A 19,451-nucleotide genomic window follows, 5' to 3' on the forward strand; every position below is an offset into this window, starting at 1 on the left:
GCGCCCCGTGACCGCCCCCGAGTCGCCCGAGCCCGTAGCCGCCGTCGACGACGACAAGTCGCACGTCCCGCCGCTGACGACCCGCGTCGTCATCGCCGAGGACGAGGCCCTGATCCGCCTCGATCTCAAAGAGATGCTGGAGGAGGAGGGCTACTCCGTCGTGGGCGAGGCCGGCGACGGGGAGCAGGCCGTCGAGCTGGCCCGCGAGCACAAGCCCGACCTGGTGATCCTCGACGTGAAGATGCCGAAGATGGACGGCATCAGCGCGGCGGAGAAGATCGCCGGGGAGTCGATCGCCCCGGTGCTGATGCTGACCGCGTTCTCGCAGCGCGACCTGGTGGAGCGGGCGCGGGACGCGGGTGCGATGGCGTACCTGGTGAAGCCGTTCAGCAAGAGTGACGTGGTGCCGGCGATCGAGATGGCGGTGTCGCGGTTCACGGAGCTGAAGACGCTGGAGCGGGAGGTCGCGGACCTCACGCAGCGACTGGAGACGCGCAAGCTGGTGGACCGGGCGAAGTCGGTGCTCCAGACGGTGTACGGGCTGACGGAGCCGGCGGCGTTCCGGTGGATCCAGAAGACGTCGATGGACCGCCGGCTCTCCATGCAGCAGGTCGCTGAGGCGGTCATCGAGGACGCCGAGGAGAAGAAGGCGTCGAAGGGCTGACCGCCCGGACACCTCGTGGCTGAGGCCCGCTCCCCGGTACGGATTCGGGAGGCGGGCCTCAGGCACGTACAGGGGCCGGGTCAGTCCTCGCCCAGATACGCCTTGCGGACCGATTCGTCGTGGAGGAGGTCCTGTCCGGTGCCGGAGAGGGCGATGGAGCCGACCTCCATGACGTGGCCCTGGTCGGCGAGGGAGAGCGCCGCCTGGGCGTTCTGTTCGACGAGCAGGATCGTCGTGCCCTGGGACTTGAGTTCGACGATGGTGGACATGATCTTCTGCATCATGATGGGGGAGAGGCCCATGGAGGGCTCGTCCAGCATGAGGAGTCTGGGCTGGGACATGAGGGCGCGGCCCATGGCGAGCATCTGCTGTTCGCCGCCGGAGAGGGTTCCCGCGGCTTGTTTGCGACGTTCGCCCAGGATGGGGAAGAGGTCGTAGGCGCGCTGGAGGTCCTTCTCGATTCCGGCTGTGTCCTTGCGGAGGAAGGCTCCGAGCTGGAGGTTCTCCAGGATGGACAGGCGGGGGAAGATGCGTCGCCCTTCGGGGGAGTGGGCCAGGCCCATCGCGACGATCTTGTGGGCCGGGATGCCGTTGAGGGGCTGCCCGTTGAAGGAGATCTTTCCGCTGAGGGGCTTCAGGAGGCCCGACAGGGTGCGCAGGGTCGTCGTCTTGCCGGCGCCGTTGGTGCCGATGAGGGTGACGACCTGGCCTTCTTCGACGGTGAAGGAGATGCCTTTGACGGCTTCGATCTTGCCGTAGGCGACCTTGAGGTCTTCGACTTCCAGCAGGGCGGTCACTGGTTCGTTCCTTCCGAAGGGCCTTCTGTCGTGCCTTCGGCGGCGTGGGCCTCGGCGGCTTGGACGTCCTGGAGGGCGGTGTCCTCGGGGGCGCCCTCGAAGGGGGTGCCGAGGTAGGCGGCGATGACGCGTTCGTCGCCCTGGACGACGTCGCTGGTGCCTTCGACGAGTTTCTCGCCCTGGACGAGGACGGCGACGCGGTCGCAGAGGTTGAAGATGAACCGCATGTCGTGCTCGATGACGAGGACGGCGATGCCCTTGTCGCGGATGGCGAAGACGAGTTCCTCGGTGGCGCGGGTCTCCTGGGGGTTCATGCCGGCGGTGGGCTCGTCGAGGAGGAGGAGTCCGGGTTCGCTGGCCATGGCGCGGGCGATCTCCAGCTTGCGCTGTTCTCCGTAGGGGAGGCTGCGGGCGAGGTGGTCGCGCTTGTGGGCGAGGCCGATGAACTCGAGGAGTTCCATGGCGCGTTCTTCGGAGGCGGCTTCGGCCTTCTTGAAGCCGGGGCCGCGCAGGAGCGCGGACCAGAGGCCCTCTTTGGTGCGGGTGTGGCGGCCGACGAGGACGTTCTCCAGGACCGTCATGTTGGCGAAGAGCCGGATGTTCTGGAAGGTGCGGGCCATGCCCGCTTTGGTGACGAGGTGGGGTTTGGGCGGCAGGACGGTGCCCTTGTAGGTGACCTTGCCTTCGGTGGGGACGTAGAGCCCGGTGAGGCAGTTGAAGAAGGTGGTCTTCCCGGCGCCGTTGGGGCCGATGAGGCCGACGATCTCGCCTTGGTTGACGGTGAGGTCGACGGAGCGGACGGCGGTGAGTCCGCCGAAGCGCATGGTGACGTTGCTGGCTTCGAGCACGGCGCGGGTGGTCGCGGGCGTCGTGGGTGTGGTGGGTGTCGTCATGGGTCTCACGCTCCTGCCTTGGTCGCCTTGGCGGCGCCGGTGGTGCTGTCGGGCAGGCTCTGTTGTTCGGGGATGTCGAGTTGGCCGGTCTCGTGGAACTCGAGCTGCCGGCGCCGGTTGGCGATGATGCCTTCGGGGCGGAAGCGCATGAGGAGCACGAGGGCGATGCCGAAGGCGAGGAGCTCGTACTCCTTGAGGAAGGTGAGCTTCTCGGGGATGAGGTAGAGGAAGGACGCGCCGAGGAGCGGGCCGCTGACGGTGCCCATGCCGCCGAGGACGACGGCGGCGAGCAGGAAGGCGGAGTTGGGGGGTGCGGCGCCGGCGAACTGGTAGGGGCTCGGGACGACGCTGTAGGTGACGTGGGCGCTGACGGTGCCGGCGAGCCCGGCGAGGGTGGCGCCGAGGGCGAAGGCGATGAGTTTGACGCGGAAGCCGTTGATGCCCATGGCGGTGGCGGCGGTCTCGTCCTCGCGGATGGCGATCCAGGAGCGGCCGATGCGGGAGTCGGCGGCGCGGGTGAAGACGAGGACGACCAGCGCGGTGATGAGGAGCATCAGGAAGAAGTAGTTGGCGAAGCGGCCGAGGGTGAAGCCGGCGACGTCGTGGCTGGCGCCGAGGTTGAACCCGAAGATCTCCAGGTCGGGGATGGAGGGGATGCCGTCGGGGCCGTTGGTGATGTCGGGTCCTGAGGAGCCGTCCATGTTGTTGACCGCGATGCGGAAGATCTCGCCGAAGCCGAGGGTGACGATGGCGAGGTAGTCGCCGCGCAGCCGCAGGGTGGGGGCGCCGATGAGGACGCCGAAGACGAGGGAGGCGGCCATGCCGGTCAGCGCGGCGGCCCAGAAGGGGAACTGGACGCCGGAGAAGCGGGAGAACTCGGAGCCGGAGACGAGGGCGGCGGCGTAGGCGCCGACGCCGAGGAAGGCGACGTATCCGAGGTCGAGGAGGCCGGTGAGGCCGACGACGATGTTGAGGCCGAGGGCGACGGTGGCGAAGATGAGGATGTTGACGCCGAGGTTGGCGTTGTGGTCGTCGCTCTGGGTGAAGGGGAAGATCGCCGCGGCGAGGAAGGCGATGCCGGCGGCGAAGCCCTTGTGGCGGGTGGAGAGGGTGGTGAACCGGTCGAGGAGGCCGGCGTGGAGGAGGGCCCAGGTGGCGAAGAGGACGAGGAGGGCGAAGCCGACGAAGGTCTCGCTGTCGTCGTCGTCGATGCCGATGCCGTAGGTGAAGGCGATCAGGGCGAGGGCGATGCCGGCGGTGATGACCAGGCGCTGGAGCCAGGGGGCGAGTTCGCGGGTGGCGGCGGGCTGGTCGGGTTTGCGGAGGTGGTCCTTGATGCCGTGGCCGGGGTGGGGCAGGGCGAGGGCGCCGAGGACGGGGAGTGCGGAGCCGACGGCGGCGACGTAGGCGCCGGGGTCGAGGTTGGCGAGGCCGCCGAGGTCGACGGTGATGGCGATGGCCGCGAACCAGCAGACGGTGAAGGCGGCGAGGGCGGCGAGCAGGAGGGGGGATGCGGCGCCCGCCGGGTTGAGCCAGCGCACTCCTCGTACGTCCCACAGCCGCAGGGCGAACAGGAGCGTGAGGAGTCCTGCGACGAGGGCGACGATCTGGAGTCCGGCGGGGTAGCCGTAGACGGTGAGGTCGCCGGGGAACTCGTCGGTCCAGGTCCAGGACATGAAGGTGCTGGCGATGGTGGCGAGGGCGCCGGCGGCGATGAGGAGGCGGGCGGCGCCGAAGGGCAGGGGGACGAGGCCGCCGGGGGTGTCGGTCGTCCGGGGTGCGGTGTGTGTGGTCATGGTGGTCACGCCCTGTCCGCGACGCGTTCGCCGAGCAGGCCTTGTGGTCGTAGCAGCAGGACGAGGATGAGCAGGACGAAGGCCCAGACGGAGGCCCAGCCCTGGCCGCCGAACTGTTCCATGCCGGGGACGTCGGCGATGTAGGCGGTGGCCATGGCTTCGGCGAGGCCGAGGACGACGCCGCCCAGCATGGCGCCGTAGATGTTGCCGATGCCGCCGAGGACGGCGGCGGTGAAGGCCTTGAGTCCCGCGGCGAAGCCCATGTCGTACTGGACGGAGCCGTACTTGACGCCGTAGGCGACGCCGGCGACGGCCGCGAAGACGCCGCCGATGGCGAAGGCGATGACGATGATGCGGTTGGTGTCGATGCCCATGAGCTGGGCGGTGTCCGGGTCCTGGGCGGTGGCCTGCATGGCGCGGCCGGTGCGGGAGAGGCGGACGAAGAAGGCGAGGAGGGCCATGCACAGGGGGGCGGCGATGATGAGGAAGATGTCGCCGCTCTGGATGCGGATGGAGCCCAGGTGGTAGGGGCCGAAGGGGAGTTGGGGGAAGACGCGGGCGCTCTTGGCGTCGGGGTAGAGGTTGAAGACGAGTTGCTGGATGGCGAGGGAGAGGCCGATCGCGGTGATCAGTGGCGCCAGGCGTGGGGCGCCGCGTAGGGGCCGGTAGGCGAAGCGTTCGGCGCCGACGGCGATGAGGGTGGCGACGAGGGCGCCGCCGATGAGCATGGCGGGGAGGGCTATCCACATGGATATGCCGTCGGGGAGTGCGAGGTAGACCGTGAGGGCGCCGAAGCCGCCGGTCATGAAGATCTCGCCGTGGGCGAAGTTGATGAGCTGGACGATGCCGTACACCATCGTGTAACCGATGGCGATCAGCCCGTACATCGAGCCGAGGAACAGCCCGTTGGCCAGCTGCTGCGGCAGCGTGTTCACCGCGTGGCCTCCATGGGTGGGAAGTCTGGGGCAGGGAGATGGGTGGGGCCGCGCGGTGACGGGTCGTCGTGGCCGCGCGGCCCCAGGTGGTGCGTGGTGGGTGGTGCGTGCGGTGCGGGGGTGGGTCAGCCGGCGTCGTAGGTGCCGCTCTTGACGGCCTTCCACTCGCCGTTGCTGACCTGGTAGACGGTCAGCTGCTTGTTGGTGGTGTCGCCGTACTGGTCGAAGGCGACGGGTCCGGCGATGCCGTCGAACTTGCTCTTCTGGACCTCGTCGACGATCTTGGCGCGGGCGTCGGAGGGGACGTCGCCGTCCTTCACGACCTTGCCGACGGCCTTGATGATGGCGCTGGCGGCGTCGTAGGAGTAGCCGCCGTAGGTGCCGTAGTCGCCGGGGTACTTCTTGGCCTTGTAGGTGGCGACGAAGTCCTTGGCGGCGGGCAGGGTGGTGACGGGGACGCCGACGGAGGTGGCGAGGTCGCCCTCGGAGGTCTTGCCGGCGGTCTTGATGTAGGTCGGGGTGAACATGCCGTCGCCGCCGAAGAGCGGGATCTTGGCGCCGGCGTCCTTGAGCTGCTTGGTGAGGACCTGTGACTCGTCGTACTGGCCGCCGTAGTAGAGGAGGTCGGCGCCACTGTTCTTGATCTTGGTGACGAGGGTGCCGAAGTCGCTGCTGCCGCCGCTGGAGATGGTGGTGACGTGGTCGGTGCCGACGACCTTGCCGCCCGCCTTCTTGAAGCCGGCGGTGAAGAGCTTGGCGAGGCCGGCGCCGTAGGTCTGCTTGTCGTCGACGACGTAGACCTTCTTCTTCTTGAGCGTGTTGTACGCGTAGTCGGCCGCGAAGCCGCCCTGGAGGGCGTCGGTGGTGGCGGTGCGGAAGTACGTCTTGTACGCGCGCTTCTTGGAGGTCTGCCAGTTCTTGCCCTGGGTGAGCTCGGGCGCCGTGTTCGAGGGGGAGATCTGGACCAGGTTCGCCGTCGCGAAGACCTGCTGCATGGAGGTGGCCACACCGGAGTTGAGGGGGCCGACGACTCCGAGGACGTCCTTGTTGGCGACGAGTCCCGTGGCGTTCTGCTGGCCGGTGGCGGGGACGGCCTTGTCGTCCAGCGCCTTGACCTGGAAGGTGACGCCGGGGACGGTGTTGTTCTTGTTGGCGTCGTCGACGGCGATCTGCACGCCGTACTGGATGCCGAGGCCGGTCGCGGAGTTGGCGCCGGTCAGCGGGGCGTCGACGCCGATGACGACGGTGGTTTTCTTGTCGCTGCTCGACCCTTTGTCGTCGTCGTCGCGCGATCCGCAGGCGGTGAGCGTGAGTGCTCCGGTGGTGAGCACGGTGGTGAGTATGAGCAGAGAACGGTGTCGCACGATCATTCCTCTCCCTGGCGCGATCCCCGGGGCGGGGATCGTGTGTCTCGCCGGGCCGTACTGGTGGTACAGGGGCCGTGCAATGGACGCGCCCGGCGGCGCGGTGACTGGCCGTGACTATAAGCGCAGGTCGCAGAGGAGGGAGTGGTGCGGGAGAGGATGTGACGCTCTTGTTATGCCGGGTCGTCATCGGGTGGGTGCAGTGGGGGCGATTGGGGCGTATGCATACCGCACTCGCGTGTTCGCAATGTGAGAACGCCCTGTTCCGCTAAGGGACTTGAGATGATCTTGATTGCGGTTCCGGGGTGAGATCGGGCCGTACGAGGGGTTGTGCTGGGGGTGGCGGGGGTGTAGTGCGGGTCGGTGTGTGGGGGTGGGGCCGCGTGACGATCACGGTAACTGTGTGTTACGAACGCGTAAGTTCGGTCGGCTGGGTGCAGCGCACCGTCACGGGGGCGGGTTCCGGCCCGGCAGCACAACGGCCCCGCACCCCCGAGGGGGAGGTGCGGGGCCGGAGGTGAGGCGGCGTCAGGCGGTGGGCGCGTCTTTGAGGAGGCAGGTCAGGCGGGCCGTGCAGACCCGCTTGTCCTGCTCGTCGGTGATGACGATCTCGTACGTCGCCGTGGAGCGCCCCCGGTGCACGGGGGTGGCCACGCCGGTGACGAGGCCGGAGCGGGCGCCGCGGTGGTGCGTGCAGTTCAGGTCGACGCCGACGGCGATCTTGCCGGGGCCGCCGTGCAGCATCGAGCCGACGGAGCCGAGGGTCTCGGCGAGGACCGCGGAGGCGCCGCCGTGCAGCAGGCCGTACGGCTGTGTGTTGCCTTCGACCGGCATCGTGCCGACGACGCGGTCCGCGGCGGCTTCCTTGATCTCGACGCCCATCCGGGTGCCGAGGTGCCCGGCCGAGAAGAGGGCGGGCAGGTCGACGCCGAGCGTCGCGTACTCGTCGATGACCTCTTGCGGGAACTTCACGTGGTTCTGCTCGCCCATGGGGCTCGGCTCCGTCCGTCGTACCTGCTGACACGCGTACTTGCTCGACGACTGAGCGAACGCTCAGTCGGTGGCCGATTGTTCCAGGCGGACGACGACGGACTTGCTCGCGGGGGTGTTGCTGGTGTCCGCGGTGGCGTCCAGCGGCACCAGCACGTTCGTCTCCGGGTAGTACGCGGCCGCGCAGCCGCGCGCCGTGGGGTAGTGCACGACGCGGAAGCCGGGGGCGCGCCGCTCGACACCGTCACGCCACTCACTGACCAGGTCGACGTAGGAGCCGTCGGCGAGGTCGAGGTCCTTGGCGTCCTCGGCGTTGACCAGGACCACCCGGCGGCCGTTCCTGATACCGCGGTAGCGGTCGTCGAGGCCGTAGATCGTGGTGTTGTACTGGTCGTGCGAGCGCAGGGTCTGGAGCAGCAGCCGCCCCGCGGGCAGGCGCGGGTACTCGACGGGCGCGGCCGTGAAGTTGGCCTTGCCGGTGGCGGTGGGGAAACGGCGCTCGTCGCGCGGGGCGTGCGGCAGCGCGAAGCCGTCCGGACGGGCCACGCGCGCGTTGAAGTCGTCGAAGCCGGGGACGACGCGGGCGATGCGGTCGCGGATCGTCGCGTAGTCCTTCTCGAACTCCTCCCAGGGCGTGGCCGATCCGGCGCCGAGCACGCGGCGGGCGAGGCGGGCGACGATGGCGGGCTCGGACAGCAGGTGCCGGCTCGCGGGCTCCAGGCGGCCGCGGGAGGCGTGCACCATGCCCATGGAGTCCTCCACGGTGACGAACTGCTCGCCACTGTCCTGGAGGTCGCGCTCGGTGCGCCCGAGCGTGGGCAGGATCAGGGCGCGGGCACCGGTGACGGCGTGCGAGCGGTTCAGCTTCGTGGAGACGTGGACGGTGAGGGCGGCGCGGCGCATCGCCGCCTCGGTGACGTCGGTGTCGGGCGAGGCGGAGACGAAGTTGCCGCCCATGGCGAAGAAGACCTTGGCCTCGCCGTCGCGCAGGGCGCGGATGGCGCGGACGACGTCGAAGCCGTGCTCGCGCGGCGGCGCGAAGCCGAACTCCTTCTCCAGGGCGTCCAGGAAGGCGGGCGCGGGGCGCTCGAAGATGCCCATGGTGCGGTCGCCCTGCACGTTGCTGTGGCCGCGCACCGGGCAGACGCCCGCGCCGGGGCGGCCGATGTTGCCGCGCAGCAGCAGGAAGTTGACCACTTCGCGGATGGTGGGCACGGAGTGCTTGTGCTGGGTCAGGCCCATCGCCCAGCAGACGACGGTGCGCTTGGAGGCGAGGACCAGCTCCAGGGTGCGCTCGATGTCCGCGCGGGACAGGCCGGTCGCCGTGAGGGTCTCGTCCCAGTCGGCGGCGCGGGCGGCCGCGGCGAACTCCTCGTAGCCGTGCGTGTGTTCGGCGATGAAGGCGTCGTCGGTGGCGCCCGGGGTGTCGAGGACCAGCTTGTTCAGGAGGCGGAAGAGGGCCTGGTCACCGCCGAGCCGGATCTGCAGGAACAGATCGGTGAGGGAGGCGCCCTTGGTGAGGCCCTTGGGCGTCTGCGGGTTCTTGAACTTCTCCAGGCCCGCCTCGGGCAGCGGGTTCACGGAGATGATCCGCGCGCCGCCCGCCTTCGCCTTCTCCAGGGCGGAGAGCATGCGCGGGTGGTTCGTGCCCGGGTTCTGCCCGGCGACGATGATCAGGTCGGCCTTGTAGAGGTCCTCCAGGAGGACGCTGCCCTTGCCGATGCCGATGGTCTCCGTCAGCGCGGACCCGGACGACTCGTGGCACATGTTCGAGCAGTCGGGGAGGTTGTTCGTGCCGAACTCGCGGGCGAACAGTTGGTAGAGGAACGCCGCCTCGTTACTGGTGCGGCCCGAGGTGTAGAAGACCGCCTCGTCCGGGGAGGCGAGCGCGGCCAGCTCCTCGCCGACGATGTCGAAGGCCCGCTCCCACGTCACCGGCTCGTAGCGGTCCGCGCCCTCGGCCAGATACACGGGGTGGGTGAGGCGGCCCTGCTGGCCCAGCCAGTACCCGGAGCGCGTCGCCAGGTCCGCGACCGGGTGCGCGGCGAAGAACTCGGGGGTGACCCGGCGCAGGGTGGCCTCCTCGGAGACCGCCTTCGCGCCGTTCTCGCAGAACTCCGCCGCGTGCCGGTGCTCCGGCTCGGGCCAGGCGCAGCCGGGGCAGTCGAAGCCCTCTTTCTGATTGACGCGCAACAGGGTCAGGGCAGTGCGCTTCACGCCCATCTGCTCGCGGGCGATCTTCAGGGAGTGCCGGACGGCCGGCAGGCCCGCCGCGTGGTGCTGCGGCGCGAGGACCTGCGGTGCGTCCTGAACCGGATCGGACGCGGGTGGCTTGCTGGCCATGGCTGGCTCCCCTTCGAGCTGGTCCTGCGGGCGTGCTGTGCGGTGCCGCGGCGCGGGGGTCGGACGCCGCCGCACCGCTGTGTGAGGTACGTCTCCGATCCTCGCACGTACGACTGACAGGGCCCCCGCCCGGTCCGGGATGGACCGGGCTGTCAGTGGGGCGTGGCAGGATCGGGGACGTGGCAGAGAAAGCAGCAAAGACGGCGAAGACAACCGCGACGAAGGCGACGGGCAGTGGTGCGGGCGGGCGCCCCCGGCTGATGCTCATGGACGGGCACTCGCTGGCGTACCGGGCGTTCTTCGCGCTGCCCGCGGAGAACTTCACGACGGCGACGGGCCAGCCGACGAACGCGATCTACGGGTTCGCCTCGATGCTGGCGAACACGCTGCGCGACGAGGCGCCCACGCACTTCGCGGTGGCGTTCGACGTCTCCCGCAAGACGTGGCGCTCCGCGGAGTTCACCGAGTACAAGGCGAACCGGTCGAAGACCCCGGACGAGTTCAAGGGGCAGGTCGAGCTGATCGGCGAGCTGCTCGACGCGATGCACACCCCGCGCTTCGCCGTCGACGGCTTCGAGGCCGACGACGTGATCGCCACGCTCGCCACCCAGGCCGAGGCGGAGGGCTTCGACGTCCTCATCGTCACCGGCGACCGCGACTCCTTCCAGCTCGTCTCGGACCACGTGACGGTGCTGTACCCGACCAAGGGCGTCTCCGAGCTGACCCGCTTCACCCCGGAGAAGGTCTTCGAGAAGTACGGGCTCACGCCGGCCCAGTACCCGGACTTCGCGGCGCTGCGCGGCGACCCGTCGGACAACCTGCCGGGCATCCCCGGGGTCGGCGAGAAGACCGCGGCGAAGTGGATCAACCAGTTCGGTTCCTTCGCCGACCTGGTCGAGCGCGCCGAGGAGGTCAAGGGCAAGGCGGGGGCGAACCTGCGGGAGCACCTGGAGGCCGTCAAGCTCAACCGCCGGCTCACCGAGATGGTCCGCGACGTCGAGCTGCCCAAGGGCGTCGGCGACCTGGAGCGCACGGCGTACGACCGGACGGCGATCGCGATGATCCTGGACACCCTGGAGATCCGTAACCCGTCGCTGCGCGAGCGGCTGTTCGCCGTGGACCCGGGCGCCGCGGAGGCCCAGGAGGCGCCGGCCGAGCCGGGCGTGGACGTCGACGGGACGGTCCTGGCCACCGGGGAGCTCGCGCCGTGGCTGGCCGAGCACGGCACGGCCGTCCTGGGCCTGGCCTCCGTCGACACGTGGGCGCTGGGGACCGGCTCGGTCACCGAGGTGGCGCTCGCCGCCGCGGGCGGCAAGGCCGCCTGGTTCGACCCCGCCCAGCTCGACGAGGCCGACGAGAAGGCCTTCGCGGCCTGGCTCGCCGACCCGGCCCGGCCGAAGGTGCTGCACAACGCCAAGGGCGCCATGCGGGTCCTCGCCGAGCACGGCTGGAGCGTGGACGGCATCACCATGGACACGGCGCTCGCCGCCTACCTGGTCAAGCCCGGCCGCCGCTCCTTCGCGCTGGACGCGCTCTCCCTTGAGTACCTGGGTCGCGAGCTGGCCCCGGCCGCCGCCGCCGAGGGGCAGCTCGCCTTCGGCAGCGAGGAGGACGACCAGGCCGAGGCCGACGCGCTCATGGTGCAGGCCCGGGCCATCCTCGACCTGGGCGAGGCGTTCGGCGAGCGCCTGAAGGAGGTCGGCGCGGCCGGGCTGCTCACCGACATCGAGCTGCCCACCTCCGCGCTCCTGGCCCGCCTGGAGCGGTTCGGCATCGCCGCCGACCGCCCGCACCTGCAGGAGATGGAGCAGATGTTCGCGGGCGCCGTGCAGCAGGCGGTGCAAGAGGCGCACGCCTCCGTCGGCCACGAGTTCAACCTCGGCTCGCCCAAGCAGCTCCAGGAAGTCTTCTTCGGCGAGCTGGACCTGCCGAAGACGAAGAAGACCAAGACCGGGTACACGACGGACGCCGACGCGCTCGCCTGGCTCGCCGCGCAGACCGACCACGAACTGCCCGCGATCATGCTGCGCCACCGCGAGCAGGCCAAGCTGCGGGTCACCGTCGAGGGCCTGATCAAGACGATCGCGGCGGACGGCCGCATCCACACCACGTTCAACCAGACGGTCGCCGCGACCGGCCGGCTCTCCTCCACCGACCCGAACCTGCAGAACATCCCGGTCCGCACCGACGAGGGCCGGGCGATCCGGCGCGGCTTCGTCGTCGGCGAGGGCTTCGAGTCCCTCATGACGGCGGACTACAGCCAGATCGAACTGCGCGTGATGGCCCACCTGTCGGAGGACGCGGGCCTCCTGGAGGCGTTCAACTCCGGCGAGGACCTGCACACCACGGTCGCCTCCCAGGTGTTCGGCGTCCCCGGGGACGCGGTCGACGCGGAGATGCGCCGCAAGATCAAGGCGATGTCGTACGGGCTCGCCTACGGGCTGTCCGCCTTCGGCCTCTCCGGCCAGCTGAACATCGAGCCGGCGGAGGCGCGGGTCCTGATGGACACGTACTTCGAGCGGTTCGGCGGCGTGCGGGACTATCTGCGCCGGGCGGTCGACGAGGCGCGGGCCACCGGGTACACGGAGACCATGCTGGGCCGCCGCCGGTACCTGCCCGACCTGAACTCGGACAACCGGCAGCGCCGGGAGATGGCCGAGCGGATGGCGCTGAACGCGCCGATCCAGGGCACGGCGGCGGACATCGTGAAGATCGCGATGCTCAACGTCGACCGGGCGCTCACCGAGGCGGGGCTGAAGTCCCGGATGCTGCTCCAGGTCCACGACGAGATCGTCCTGGAGATCGCTCCTGGGGAGGCCCCGGCGGTGGAGGAGCTGGTGCGGCGCGAGATGTCCGGAGCGGTGGCCCTCCGGGCGCCGCTGGATGTGTCCGTGGGGGTGGGGCGGGACTGGGAGTCCGCCGCGCACTAGCCTCCGGCGGGCGCGGGAACCAGGCGGGCCCGAGTCCCGAGCCGCCTGGCTCCGCCCGGTCCCGCCCGGTCCCGCCCGGCGGGGGCTGGCTGCGGTTGTTCTGTGCGGTGCCGGCCGGTGGGGGCTGGTCGCGCAGTTCCCCGCGCCCCTGGCGGGGTGCGGTTGTTTGTGTGGTGCGGGCCCGGTGGGGGCTGGTCGCGCAGTTCCCCGCGCCCCTGGCGGGGTGTGCCCGGGCCCGGGTTCTCGTGGGCGCTGGAGGTCGCGCACGAAGTGCGCATCTCCAGGGGCGCGGGGAACTGCGCGCTCAGCCCCCACCGGGCCCGCGCGCGGGATCGGGACCTGGCGGCTCCGGACGGGCCGTGTTTATAGGGGCGCGGGGAACTGCGCGCTCAGCCCCCACCGGGCCCGCGCGCGGGATCGGGACCTGGCGGCCCCGGACGGGCCGTGTTTTCAGGGGCGCGGGGAACTGCGCGCCAGCCCCACCGCGTACATGAGCAATCGGTGAATAGCGGGCGCGAACAGGTGTCTGGGCGGCAGAAGTTGTCGTAGTGTCGGCGGGGTCCATGCGCTGGGGAGCGCGGGACCCCGGACGTCCCGCCGAGCGGGGACGGACCGGGCAGACCGGTCGGACGGGTTACGGGAGGGGTTCGCAGTATGGCGGCGGTATTCGGCAGGAGGCTGCGCAGGAGCGCGATGACCGCAGCGGTGGCCGCCGCGGCGGTGGCGGCGCTGTCCGCGTCACAGGCCCCGGGCGTGACCGCCCCGCTGCCGGACGGCCAGTCCAGAGCGGACCACGCCCAGGACCCGACGCCCGACGCGGCGACCGGCCCCGACTACTACACGGACCTGCCGCCGCTCGACAGCCCCACCGCGGGGCCCACCGTCTCGCCCGGACCGGGCGGCGGCGGGGACTCCGAGTCGGGCATCCCGGCCACCGTCCTGGACGCGTACAAGAAGGCCGAGGCCGAGCTGGCGGTCAGCAAGCCCGGCTGCAACCTGCCGTGGCAGCTGCTCGCCGCGATCGGCAAGGTCGAGTCCGGCCAGGCCCGCGGCGGGAACGTGGACGCGAACGGTACGACGATCAAGCCGATCCTCGGCCCGGCCCTCAACGGCCAGGGCTTCGCCATGATCAAGGACACCGACGGCGGCACGTACGACGGCGACACCGAGCACGACCGCGCGGTCGGCCCGATGCAGTTCATCCCCTCCACGTGGGAGTGGGCGGGCCGGGACGGCAACGGGGACGGCAAGAAGGACCCGAACAACGTCTACGACGCGGCCCTCGCCGCCGGCCACTACCTGTGCCGGTTCGACTGGGACCTGTCGAACGCGGACGACCTGACCACGGCGATCCTCAGCTACAACAACTCCTCGGAGTACGTCGCCCTCGTCCTGAGGTGGCTGGAGTACTACCGCAAGGGCGTGCACGAGGTCCCGAACGGCACCGGTGTCCTGCCGGCCGGCCCGAGCGGCGGCAACGGCACGAGCGCTCCCGCGAGCCCGAACCCGAGCACGAGCCCCAGCACGACCCCGAGCACGAGCCCCAGCCCCGCCCCGGGCACGACGCCGCCCGGCACGCCCGGCCCGACTCCGCCCCCCGGTGGCACCGGGACGCCGGGCTCCGGCGGCACCGACCCGTCTGACCCGGCTGACCCGTCGGACCCGTCGGACCCGTCGGACCCGTCCGACCCGCCCGCGCCGGCCCCCGCCGAGACCGTCACCAAGCTCGCGGACGCGGGCACCGGGAAGCTGTCCGCCATGGCGGGCGACGCCTTCGGCGAGCGCGTCACGGTGCGCCCGCAGAACGCCAAGGGCAAGGGCGTGGCCAAGGTCAAGGTGCGGTTCACCGTCGAGGGCGGGACGGACGCCCGGTTCACCGGCGGCGCCGCGGCCGCGGTCGTCACCACGAACAGCGCGGGCGTGGCCACCGCTCCGGTGCTCACCGCGGGCGAGAAGACCGGCGACTTCACCGTCCGCGCCACCGTCGTCGGCCGTTCCCTGCCCGCGCTCGACCACACGGCGACCGTCACCGCGCGGGCCGCCGACGCGCTGGCCCGCACCAGCACGAAGGAACTGAGCTGCGTCGCCGGCCAGGAGTTCGCCGACGCCGTCGAGGTGAAGGCGACGTACAAGGGAGCCGTCGCCGACGGTGTCGCCGCGACCGCGACCCTCGTCAAGGCGGCCGACGACCCGGCCGAGGCGGACAAGGGCCCCTACTTCAAGGACGCGGCCGGCAAGCAGGTCCGTACCCTCACCGGGCTCAAGACCGGCGCGGACGGCCTGCTGAAGCTGCCGAAGCTGTACGCGGCCGGCACGGCCGGCACGTTCCTGCTGCGCGTACAGACGACGGGCGGCGCGACGCTCACCGTCGAACTGAAGGTGACGGCGGCCCCGTCCGGCGGCGCCTCCGACGCCCCCTCGGCCTCCGCGAGCCCCTCCGCCTGACCCGCGCAACGACGGAGCCCTCCCGCCCCCAGGGGCCGGAGGGCTCCGTCGTGCGTGCGACCTGTTCTCATCTGCGCCCGGCATTGCTACGGTGCACCGACCCCGAGGCCTGACGCCTCATCAGATTCCGTGTGCCGTCGCAATGCCGGGAGGTCGGACATGCGTGCCTTCGTCGCCGCGGCGATCGGACTCGCCAGCGCCTTCGCCCTCGTCCTCGCCGTGACGGCGATCGGTTCCCCGCCGGGCGAGACGTCCCCGAAACCGCTGCTGACCACCGTCCCCGCCCACCCGTAGCGCGACCGCCGCCGAGGAGGGCCGCCGAGATGCGCCGCAAGGCCAGCCTGATCCTGCTCGCCCTCGCCGTGTTCTGCACGGCGCTGTCCCCGCTGCTGCGCTGGTACGCCTTCCCGCGTCTCGCGAAGGTCCCGGCCGGCCAGTACCAGACGATGGCCCTGGAGGCGAAGGACGCCACCCTCATCGACTACGGCACCATGCGGGCCGAGAAGGTCCCCCGGCTCACCGTCGTGCAGACCCTGAAGGGCAACGTCGAGGAGTCGGAGAAGATCGAGAAGAGCGCCGGGCGCGACGTCGTCGTCTGGGACGGGCTCAGCTACATCGTGGGCCCCGACGGGAAGTTCGTCTCCCAGATCCCCGAGCGCTACATCTTCGACGCCCACAGCCAGGAGCCGGTGCACGCCACCGGGGAGTCCGTCGACGGCGACCGGGTCACGCGCGAGGGCATCGAGTTCAAGTGGCCCTTCCTGACGGAGAAGCGGGACTACCAGTACTTCGACGCGCGCGCCCGCACCACCCGCCCCATCCACTACAAGGGCACCGAGACCTTCCGCGGGGTGCGGGTCTACCGCTTCGAGCAGACCGTGCCGTGGACGAAGGTCCCCTTCCCCAAGAAGCTTCCCGTCGCGGGCATCACCGCGCGGTCCATCGCCGCGACCGGCACGCAGATGTGGTACACGACCGACCGCACGTTCCTGGTCGACCCGACGACCGGCGCCCCCGTCTACGGCGAGGAGAAGCACAAGGAGGAGATGCGCGGCGGCACGCTGCTCGGCGGCAAGGACAAGGTCACCGCGTTCGCCGGGGACGTCAAGATGCGCGAGGACTACATCGAGTCCACCGTCGACCTGGTCACCTCGCAGCGCACCCTCGTGCTGCTGCTCACCTCGTACCTGCCCTGGGGGCTGCTCGCCCTCGGGGTGCTGCTGCTGGCCCTCGCCCTGTGGCTGGAGGCCCGGAGCCGGCGGCCCGCGGACCCGGAAAAGCCCGGGGAGCCGGGGGAGCCTGGGGAGCCGGGAGAGAGGGGCACGCCCGGACCGCGGCCGGTCACCGCCTGAGCCGCGCGTTCGTGAACCGCGTCGGCTCCGCCGCGGCCGGGTCCTGCGGCCACGGATGCTTCGGATAGCGCCCGCGCAGCTCGGCCCGCACCGCCGGATACCCCTGCCGCCAGAAGGAGGCGAGGTCGGCGGTGACCGCGGCGGGCCGCCCGGCGGGGGAGAGCAGATGCACCAGGACCGGCACCCCGGCCACCCGCGGCGTCGCGTCGAGCCCGAACATCTCCTGGAGCTTCACCGCCAGCACCGGCTGCCCGGGATCGGCGTAGTCGACGCGGATCCGCGAACCGCTGGGCACCTCGATGCGCTCCGGCGCCAGTTCGTCGAGGCGCGCCGCGACCCCGCCCGCCCACGGCAGCAGCCGCCGCAGCGCCTGCCCCGCGTCGATCCGCGCCAGGTCCGCCCGGCGCCGGGCCCGGCTCAGCTCCGGCTCCAGCCAGTCGTCCACGCGCGCGTGCAGCCCCGCGTCGCTCACGTCGGGCCACGGCTCTCCGGCGTGCCGGTGCACGAAGGCCAGCCGCTGCCGCAGCGCCTGGGCCTCCCGGTCCCACCGCAGCAGCCCCAGCCCCTCGCGCCGCAACCCCTCCAGCAGGGCGCCGCGTACGAGGGCGGGCGCAGCCTTCCTCAGCGGGCGCACCGCCAGTTCGACGGCGCCGAGCCGGGTCACGTTCCTGGCCACCAACTCCCCGTCGGCCCACGCCACTTCGTCGCCCTCGGCGTACAGCGGCGCGGCCGCCCGGCGCGCGACGTCCTCGTCGACGGCCGCGGCGAGCCGCACGCGCGCGTGCCCGGCCCCCACCGGCCGGTCCGCGACGGCCACGGCGACCCACTCGGCGTGCCGCAGCGCGGAGCCGTCCCCGAGGTCGGCCCGCGTCCCGGACACCATCAGATACGACCCGCCGGACCTGCGGGCGAGACGCTCGGGAAAGGCGAGCGCGGCGACGATCCCGGCGACACGGTCCTCGCCGGCCCCGTCGCGGCTCTGCTCCGTGGGGCGTCCCGCGGGTGTGCCCCCGTCGCCCCCAGTCTCCGTGGAGCGTCCCGCGGGCGCGCCCTCGTCGTGCCCAGCCCCGGTACGCCGTCCCGCGGGTGCGTCCCCGTCGTGCCCAGCTCCGGTACGTCGTCCCGCGGGCGCGGCCCCGTCGCCCCCAGTCTCCGTGGGGCGTCCTGCGGGTGCGCCCTCGTCGTGCCCAGCTCCGGTACGTCTTCCCGCGGGTGCGCCCTCGTCGTGCCCAGCTCCGGTACGTCGTCCCGCGGGCGCGGCCCCGTCGCCCCCAGTCTCCGTGGGGCGTCCCGCGGGCGCGCCCCCGCCGTGCCCAGCCTCGGTACGTCGTCCCGCGGGCGCGGCCCCCTCGTGCCCGGTCTGCGTACGGCGTCCCGCGGTTGCGGCCGCCCCCTCGTGCTCGCCCTCCGTACGGCGTCCCGCCGGTCCGGCGCTCTCCACCAGGCCCGTCAGGCGCCGCGTCTCCTGGCGCCACCGGGCGCCGTAGGCGTCGCCCCCGCGCCGGGCCGCCCGCAGCGCGCCCGCGAGGTCGTCGCCGTACTCCCGCGGCGGCTCCTCGCTGAGCAGGGCGACCGCCTCCGCCGCGCGCCGGGCGCCCACCACGGGCGCCGCGTCGAGCAGGGCCCGGCCCAGCCGGGGATGCAGGCCGAGCCGGGCCAGCCGGGTGCCGCGCTCCGTGGCCCGCCCGGTGTCCGGCTCCACCGCGCCGACCGCGACGAGGACCTCGCGCGCGGCCGCCATCGCGCCGCCGGGCGGCGCGTCGAGCAGGGCCAGGCCCGCGGCCCCCGGATCACCCCAGCAGGCCGCCTGGAGCGCGAACGCCGTCAGGTCGGCCACCTTGATCTCCGGCGCGGGGAACCGCGGAAGGCGCCCGTCCTCCGCCTCGTCCCAGCACCGGTACACCGCCCCGGGGGCCTGCCGTCCGGCCCGGCCCGCGCGCTGCGCCCCGGTCGCGCGCGAGGCCCGTACCGTCGTCAGCGCGCTGAGCCCGCGCGCGTGGTCCACCCGCGGCTCGCGGGCGAGACCCGCGTCCACCACGACCCGCACCCCGGGCACCGTCAGGGACGACTCCGCGACCGCCGTCGCGAGCACCACCCGCCGCCGCGCCCCGGCCGTGAGCACCGCGTCCTGCACCGCGGCGGGCGCCCGCCCGTGCACCTGGAGCACGTCCACGTCGCCGAGTCCGCCCAACTGCCCCGCCACCCGCGCGATCTCGCCGACGCCCGGCAGGAAGCACAGCACGTCCCCGGCCCGCTCCGCGAGCGCCCGCCGCACGGTCGCCGCCACGTGCGTCAGCAGCGCCGGGTCCACGCGCGTCCCGTGCGGCGGCCGCACCGGACGCGCGGGCGGCGCCCAGACGACGTCGACGGGATGGGAGACGCCGGCGGCCTCGACGACCGGGACGCCCCCGAGCAGCGCCGCCCACCCCGCGGCGTCCGTCGTCGCCGACGCCGCGACCAGCCGCAGCTCCGGCCGCAGCGCCTCTCGTACGTCGCACAGGAACGCCGCGACGGTGTCCGCGTCCAGGTGCCGCTCGTGCACCTCGTCGAGCATGACGGCGTCGATGCCGGGCAGCTCCTGGTCCCGCTGGAGGCGTTGCAGCAGCACGCCGGTGGTGACGACCTCCACGCGGGTGCGGGGCCCGACGACCCGCTCGCCGCGCACCGTGTAGCCGACGCGCTCCCCGGCCCGCTCGCCCAGGAGCCACGCCATCCGCCGGGCCGCGGCCCGCGCGGCGATCCGGCGCGGCTCGGCGACGACGACCCGGCGCGCGGGAGCGCCGTCCTCCAGGAGCCCGGCGAGCACCAGCGGGACGAGTGTCGTCTTGCCGGTGCCCGGCGGCGCGACGAGCACGGCCGCCCCGCCCCCGTCGAGCGCGTCGCGCAGCGCGGGCAGGGCGGTCCGTACGGGCAGCTGGTCGAGGAGGTCGGCGCGGATCATC

Annotated in this window: 13 protein-coding genes; 5 read left to right on the top strand and 8 right to left on the bottom strand. The window is 72.2% G+C overall.

All coding sequences use genetic code 11. From position 1 onward, the window contains the following. Window positions 1-7 precede the first annotated feature (7 nt). Window positions 8-664: an ANTAR domain-containing response regulator gene (locus tag ACIBW6_RS27900; RefSeq protein WP_399064278.1), complete on the top strand. Its 657-nt coding sequence runs from the start codon at window positions 8-10 to the stop codon at window positions 662-664. An 80-nt stretch (window positions 665-744) separates the two neighbouring features. On the opposite strand, the gene ACIBW6_RS27905 is transcribed toward ACIBW6_RS27900, so the two are convergent. From ACIBW6_RS27905 to ACIBW6_RS27935, 7 genes are all read right to left on the bottom strand, one after another. Beyond that, window positions 745-1,461: an ABC transporter ATP-binding protein gene (locus ACIBW6_RS27905; protein ID WP_399064280.1), complete on the bottom strand. Its 717-nt coding sequence runs from the start codon at window positions 1,459-1,461 to the stop codon at window positions 745-747. Continuing rightward, a complete protein-coding gene (locus ACIBW6_RS27910; RefSeq protein WP_399064282.1) occupies window positions 1,458-2,354 on the bottom strand; it encodes an ABC transporter ATP-binding protein in 897 nt (298 codons plus the stop codon). The genes ACIBW6_RS27905 and ACIBW6_RS27910 overlap by 4 nt, the downstream gene beginning before the upstream one ends. Before the next feature lie 5 nt (window positions 2,355-2,359). After that, window positions 2,360-4,150, bottom strand: a complete 1,791-nt coding sequence (locus ACIBW6_RS27915; protein ID WP_399064284.1) for a branched-chain amino acid ABC transporter permease — start codon at window positions 4,148-4,150, stop codon at window positions 2,360-2,362. Between the two features lie 5 nt (window positions 4,151-4,155). Further along, on the bottom strand, window positions 4,156-5,085 hold the full coding sequence (locus ACIBW6_RS27920) for a branched-chain amino acid ABC transporter permease (RefSeq protein ID WP_356491241.1): 930 nt from the start codon (window positions 5,083-5,085) through the stop codon (window positions 4,156-4,158). A 125-nt stretch (window positions 5,086-5,210) separates the two neighbouring features. Further along, window positions 5,211-6,455 (bottom strand): branched-chain amino acid ABC transporter substrate-binding protein, encoded by a 1,245-nt coding sequence (locus ACIBW6_RS27925; protein WP_399064286.1) that lies wholly within the window; start codon window positions 6,453-6,455, stop codon window positions 5,211-5,213. Between the two features lie 522 nt (window positions 6,456-6,977). Beyond that, complete coding sequence (locus ACIBW6_RS27930) at window positions 6,978-7,439, bottom strand: PaaI family thioesterase (RefSeq protein WP_399064288.1); 462 nt, start codon at window positions 7,437-7,439, stop codon at window positions 6,978-6,980. Between the two features lie 63 nt (window positions 7,440-7,502). After that, complete coding sequence (locus ACIBW6_RS27935) at window positions 7,503-9,782, bottom strand: FdhF/YdeP family oxidoreductase (RefSeq protein WP_399064290.1); 2,280 nt, start codon at window positions 9,780-9,782, stop codon at window positions 7,503-7,505. Between the two features lie 260 nt (window positions 9,783-10,042). Here ACIBW6_RS27935 and polA point away from each other — a divergent pair, with 260 nt between their 5' ends. From polA to ACIBW6_RS27955, 4 genes are all read left to right on the top strand, one after another. After that, a complete protein-coding gene (polA, locus tag ACIBW6_RS27940) occupies window positions 10,043-12,712 on the top strand; it encodes a DNA polymerase I (protein ID WP_399064559.1) in 2,670 nt (889 codons plus the stop codon). A 654-nt stretch (window positions 12,713-13,366) separates the two neighbouring features. After that, entirely contained in the window at window positions 13,367-15,157 is a 1,791-nt protein-coding gene (locus ACIBW6_RS27945) for a lytic murein transglycosylase (RefSeq protein ID WP_399064292.1), read from the top strand. Window positions 15,158-15,316: 159 nt separating this feature from the next. Further along, window positions 15,317-15,451 carry an SPW_0924 family protein gene (locus tag ACIBW6_RS27950; protein ID WP_399064294.1) on the top strand — a complete coding sequence of 45 codons (135 nt, stop codon included), beginning with the start codon at window positions 15,317-15,319 and terminating at the stop codon, window positions 15,449-15,451. Window positions 15,452-15,480: 29 nt separating this feature from the next. Continuing rightward, window positions 15,481-16,509 carry a DUF3068 domain-containing protein gene (locus ACIBW6_RS27955; RefSeq protein ID WP_399064296.1) on the top strand — a complete coding sequence of 343 codons (1,029 nt, stop codon included), beginning with the start codon at window positions 15,481-15,483 and terminating at the stop codon, window positions 16,507-16,509. Here the strand turns inward: ACIBW6_RS27955 and ACIBW6_RS27960 are convergent. After that, a complete protein-coding gene (locus tag ACIBW6_RS27960) occupies window positions 16,499-19,450 on the bottom strand; it encodes an ATP-dependent helicase C-terminal domain-containing protein (protein ID WP_399064298.1) in 2,952 nt (983 codons plus the stop codon). The genes ACIBW6_RS27955 and ACIBW6_RS27960 overlap by 11 nt on opposite strands. Between the last annotated feature and the right edge of the window lies 1 nt (window position 19,451).

Source organism: Streptomyces sp. NPDC049813, from assembly GCF_044465085.1.
Lineage (GTDB): Bacteria > Actinomycetota > Actinomycetes > Streptomycetales > Streptomycetaceae > Streptomyces.

Excerpts from the sequence above, each read along its gene's own strand:
- ACIBW6_RS27925 (WP_399064286.1), bottom strand. The coding sequence starts at position 6,455 with ATGATCGTGCGACACCGTTCTCTGCTCATACTCACCACCGTGCTCACC.
- polA (WP_399064559.1), top strand. The coding sequence starts at position 10,043 with ATGCTCATGGACGGGCACTCGCTGGCGTACCGGGCGTTCTTCGCGCTG.
- ACIBW6_RS27910 (WP_399064282.1), bottom strand. The coding sequence starts at position 2,354 with ATGACGACACCCACCACACCCACGACGCCCGCGACCACCCGCGCCGTG.
- ACIBW6_RS27945 (WP_399064292.1), top strand. The coding sequence starts at position 13,367 with ATGGCGGCGGTATTCGGCAGGAGGCTGCGCAGGAGCGCGATGACCGCA.
- ACIBW6_RS27960 (WP_399064298.1), bottom strand. The coding sequence starts at position 19,450 with ATGATCCGCGCCGACCTCCTCGACCAGCTGCCCGTACGGACCGCCCTG.
- ACIBW6_RS27955 (WP_399064296.1), top strand. The coding sequence starts at position 15,481 with ATGCGCCGCAAGGCCAGCCTGATCCTGCTCGCCCTCGCCGTGTTCTGC.
- ACIBW6_RS27915 (WP_399064284.1), bottom strand. The coding sequence starts at position 4,150 with ATGACCACACACACCGCACCCCGGACGACCGACACCCCCGGCGGCCTC.
- ACIBW6_RS27930 (WP_399064288.1), bottom strand. The coding sequence starts at position 7,439 with ATGGGCGAGCAGAACCACGTGAAGTTCCCGCAAGAGGTCATCGACGAG.
- ACIBW6_RS27950 (WP_399064294.1), top strand. The coding sequence starts at position 15,317 with ATGCGTGCCTTCGTCGCCGCGGCGATCGGACTCGCCAGCGCCTTCGCC.
- ACIBW6_RS27935 (WP_399064290.1), bottom strand. The coding sequence starts at position 9,782 with ATGGCCAGCAAGCCACCCGCGTCCGATCCGGTTCAGGACGCACCGCAG.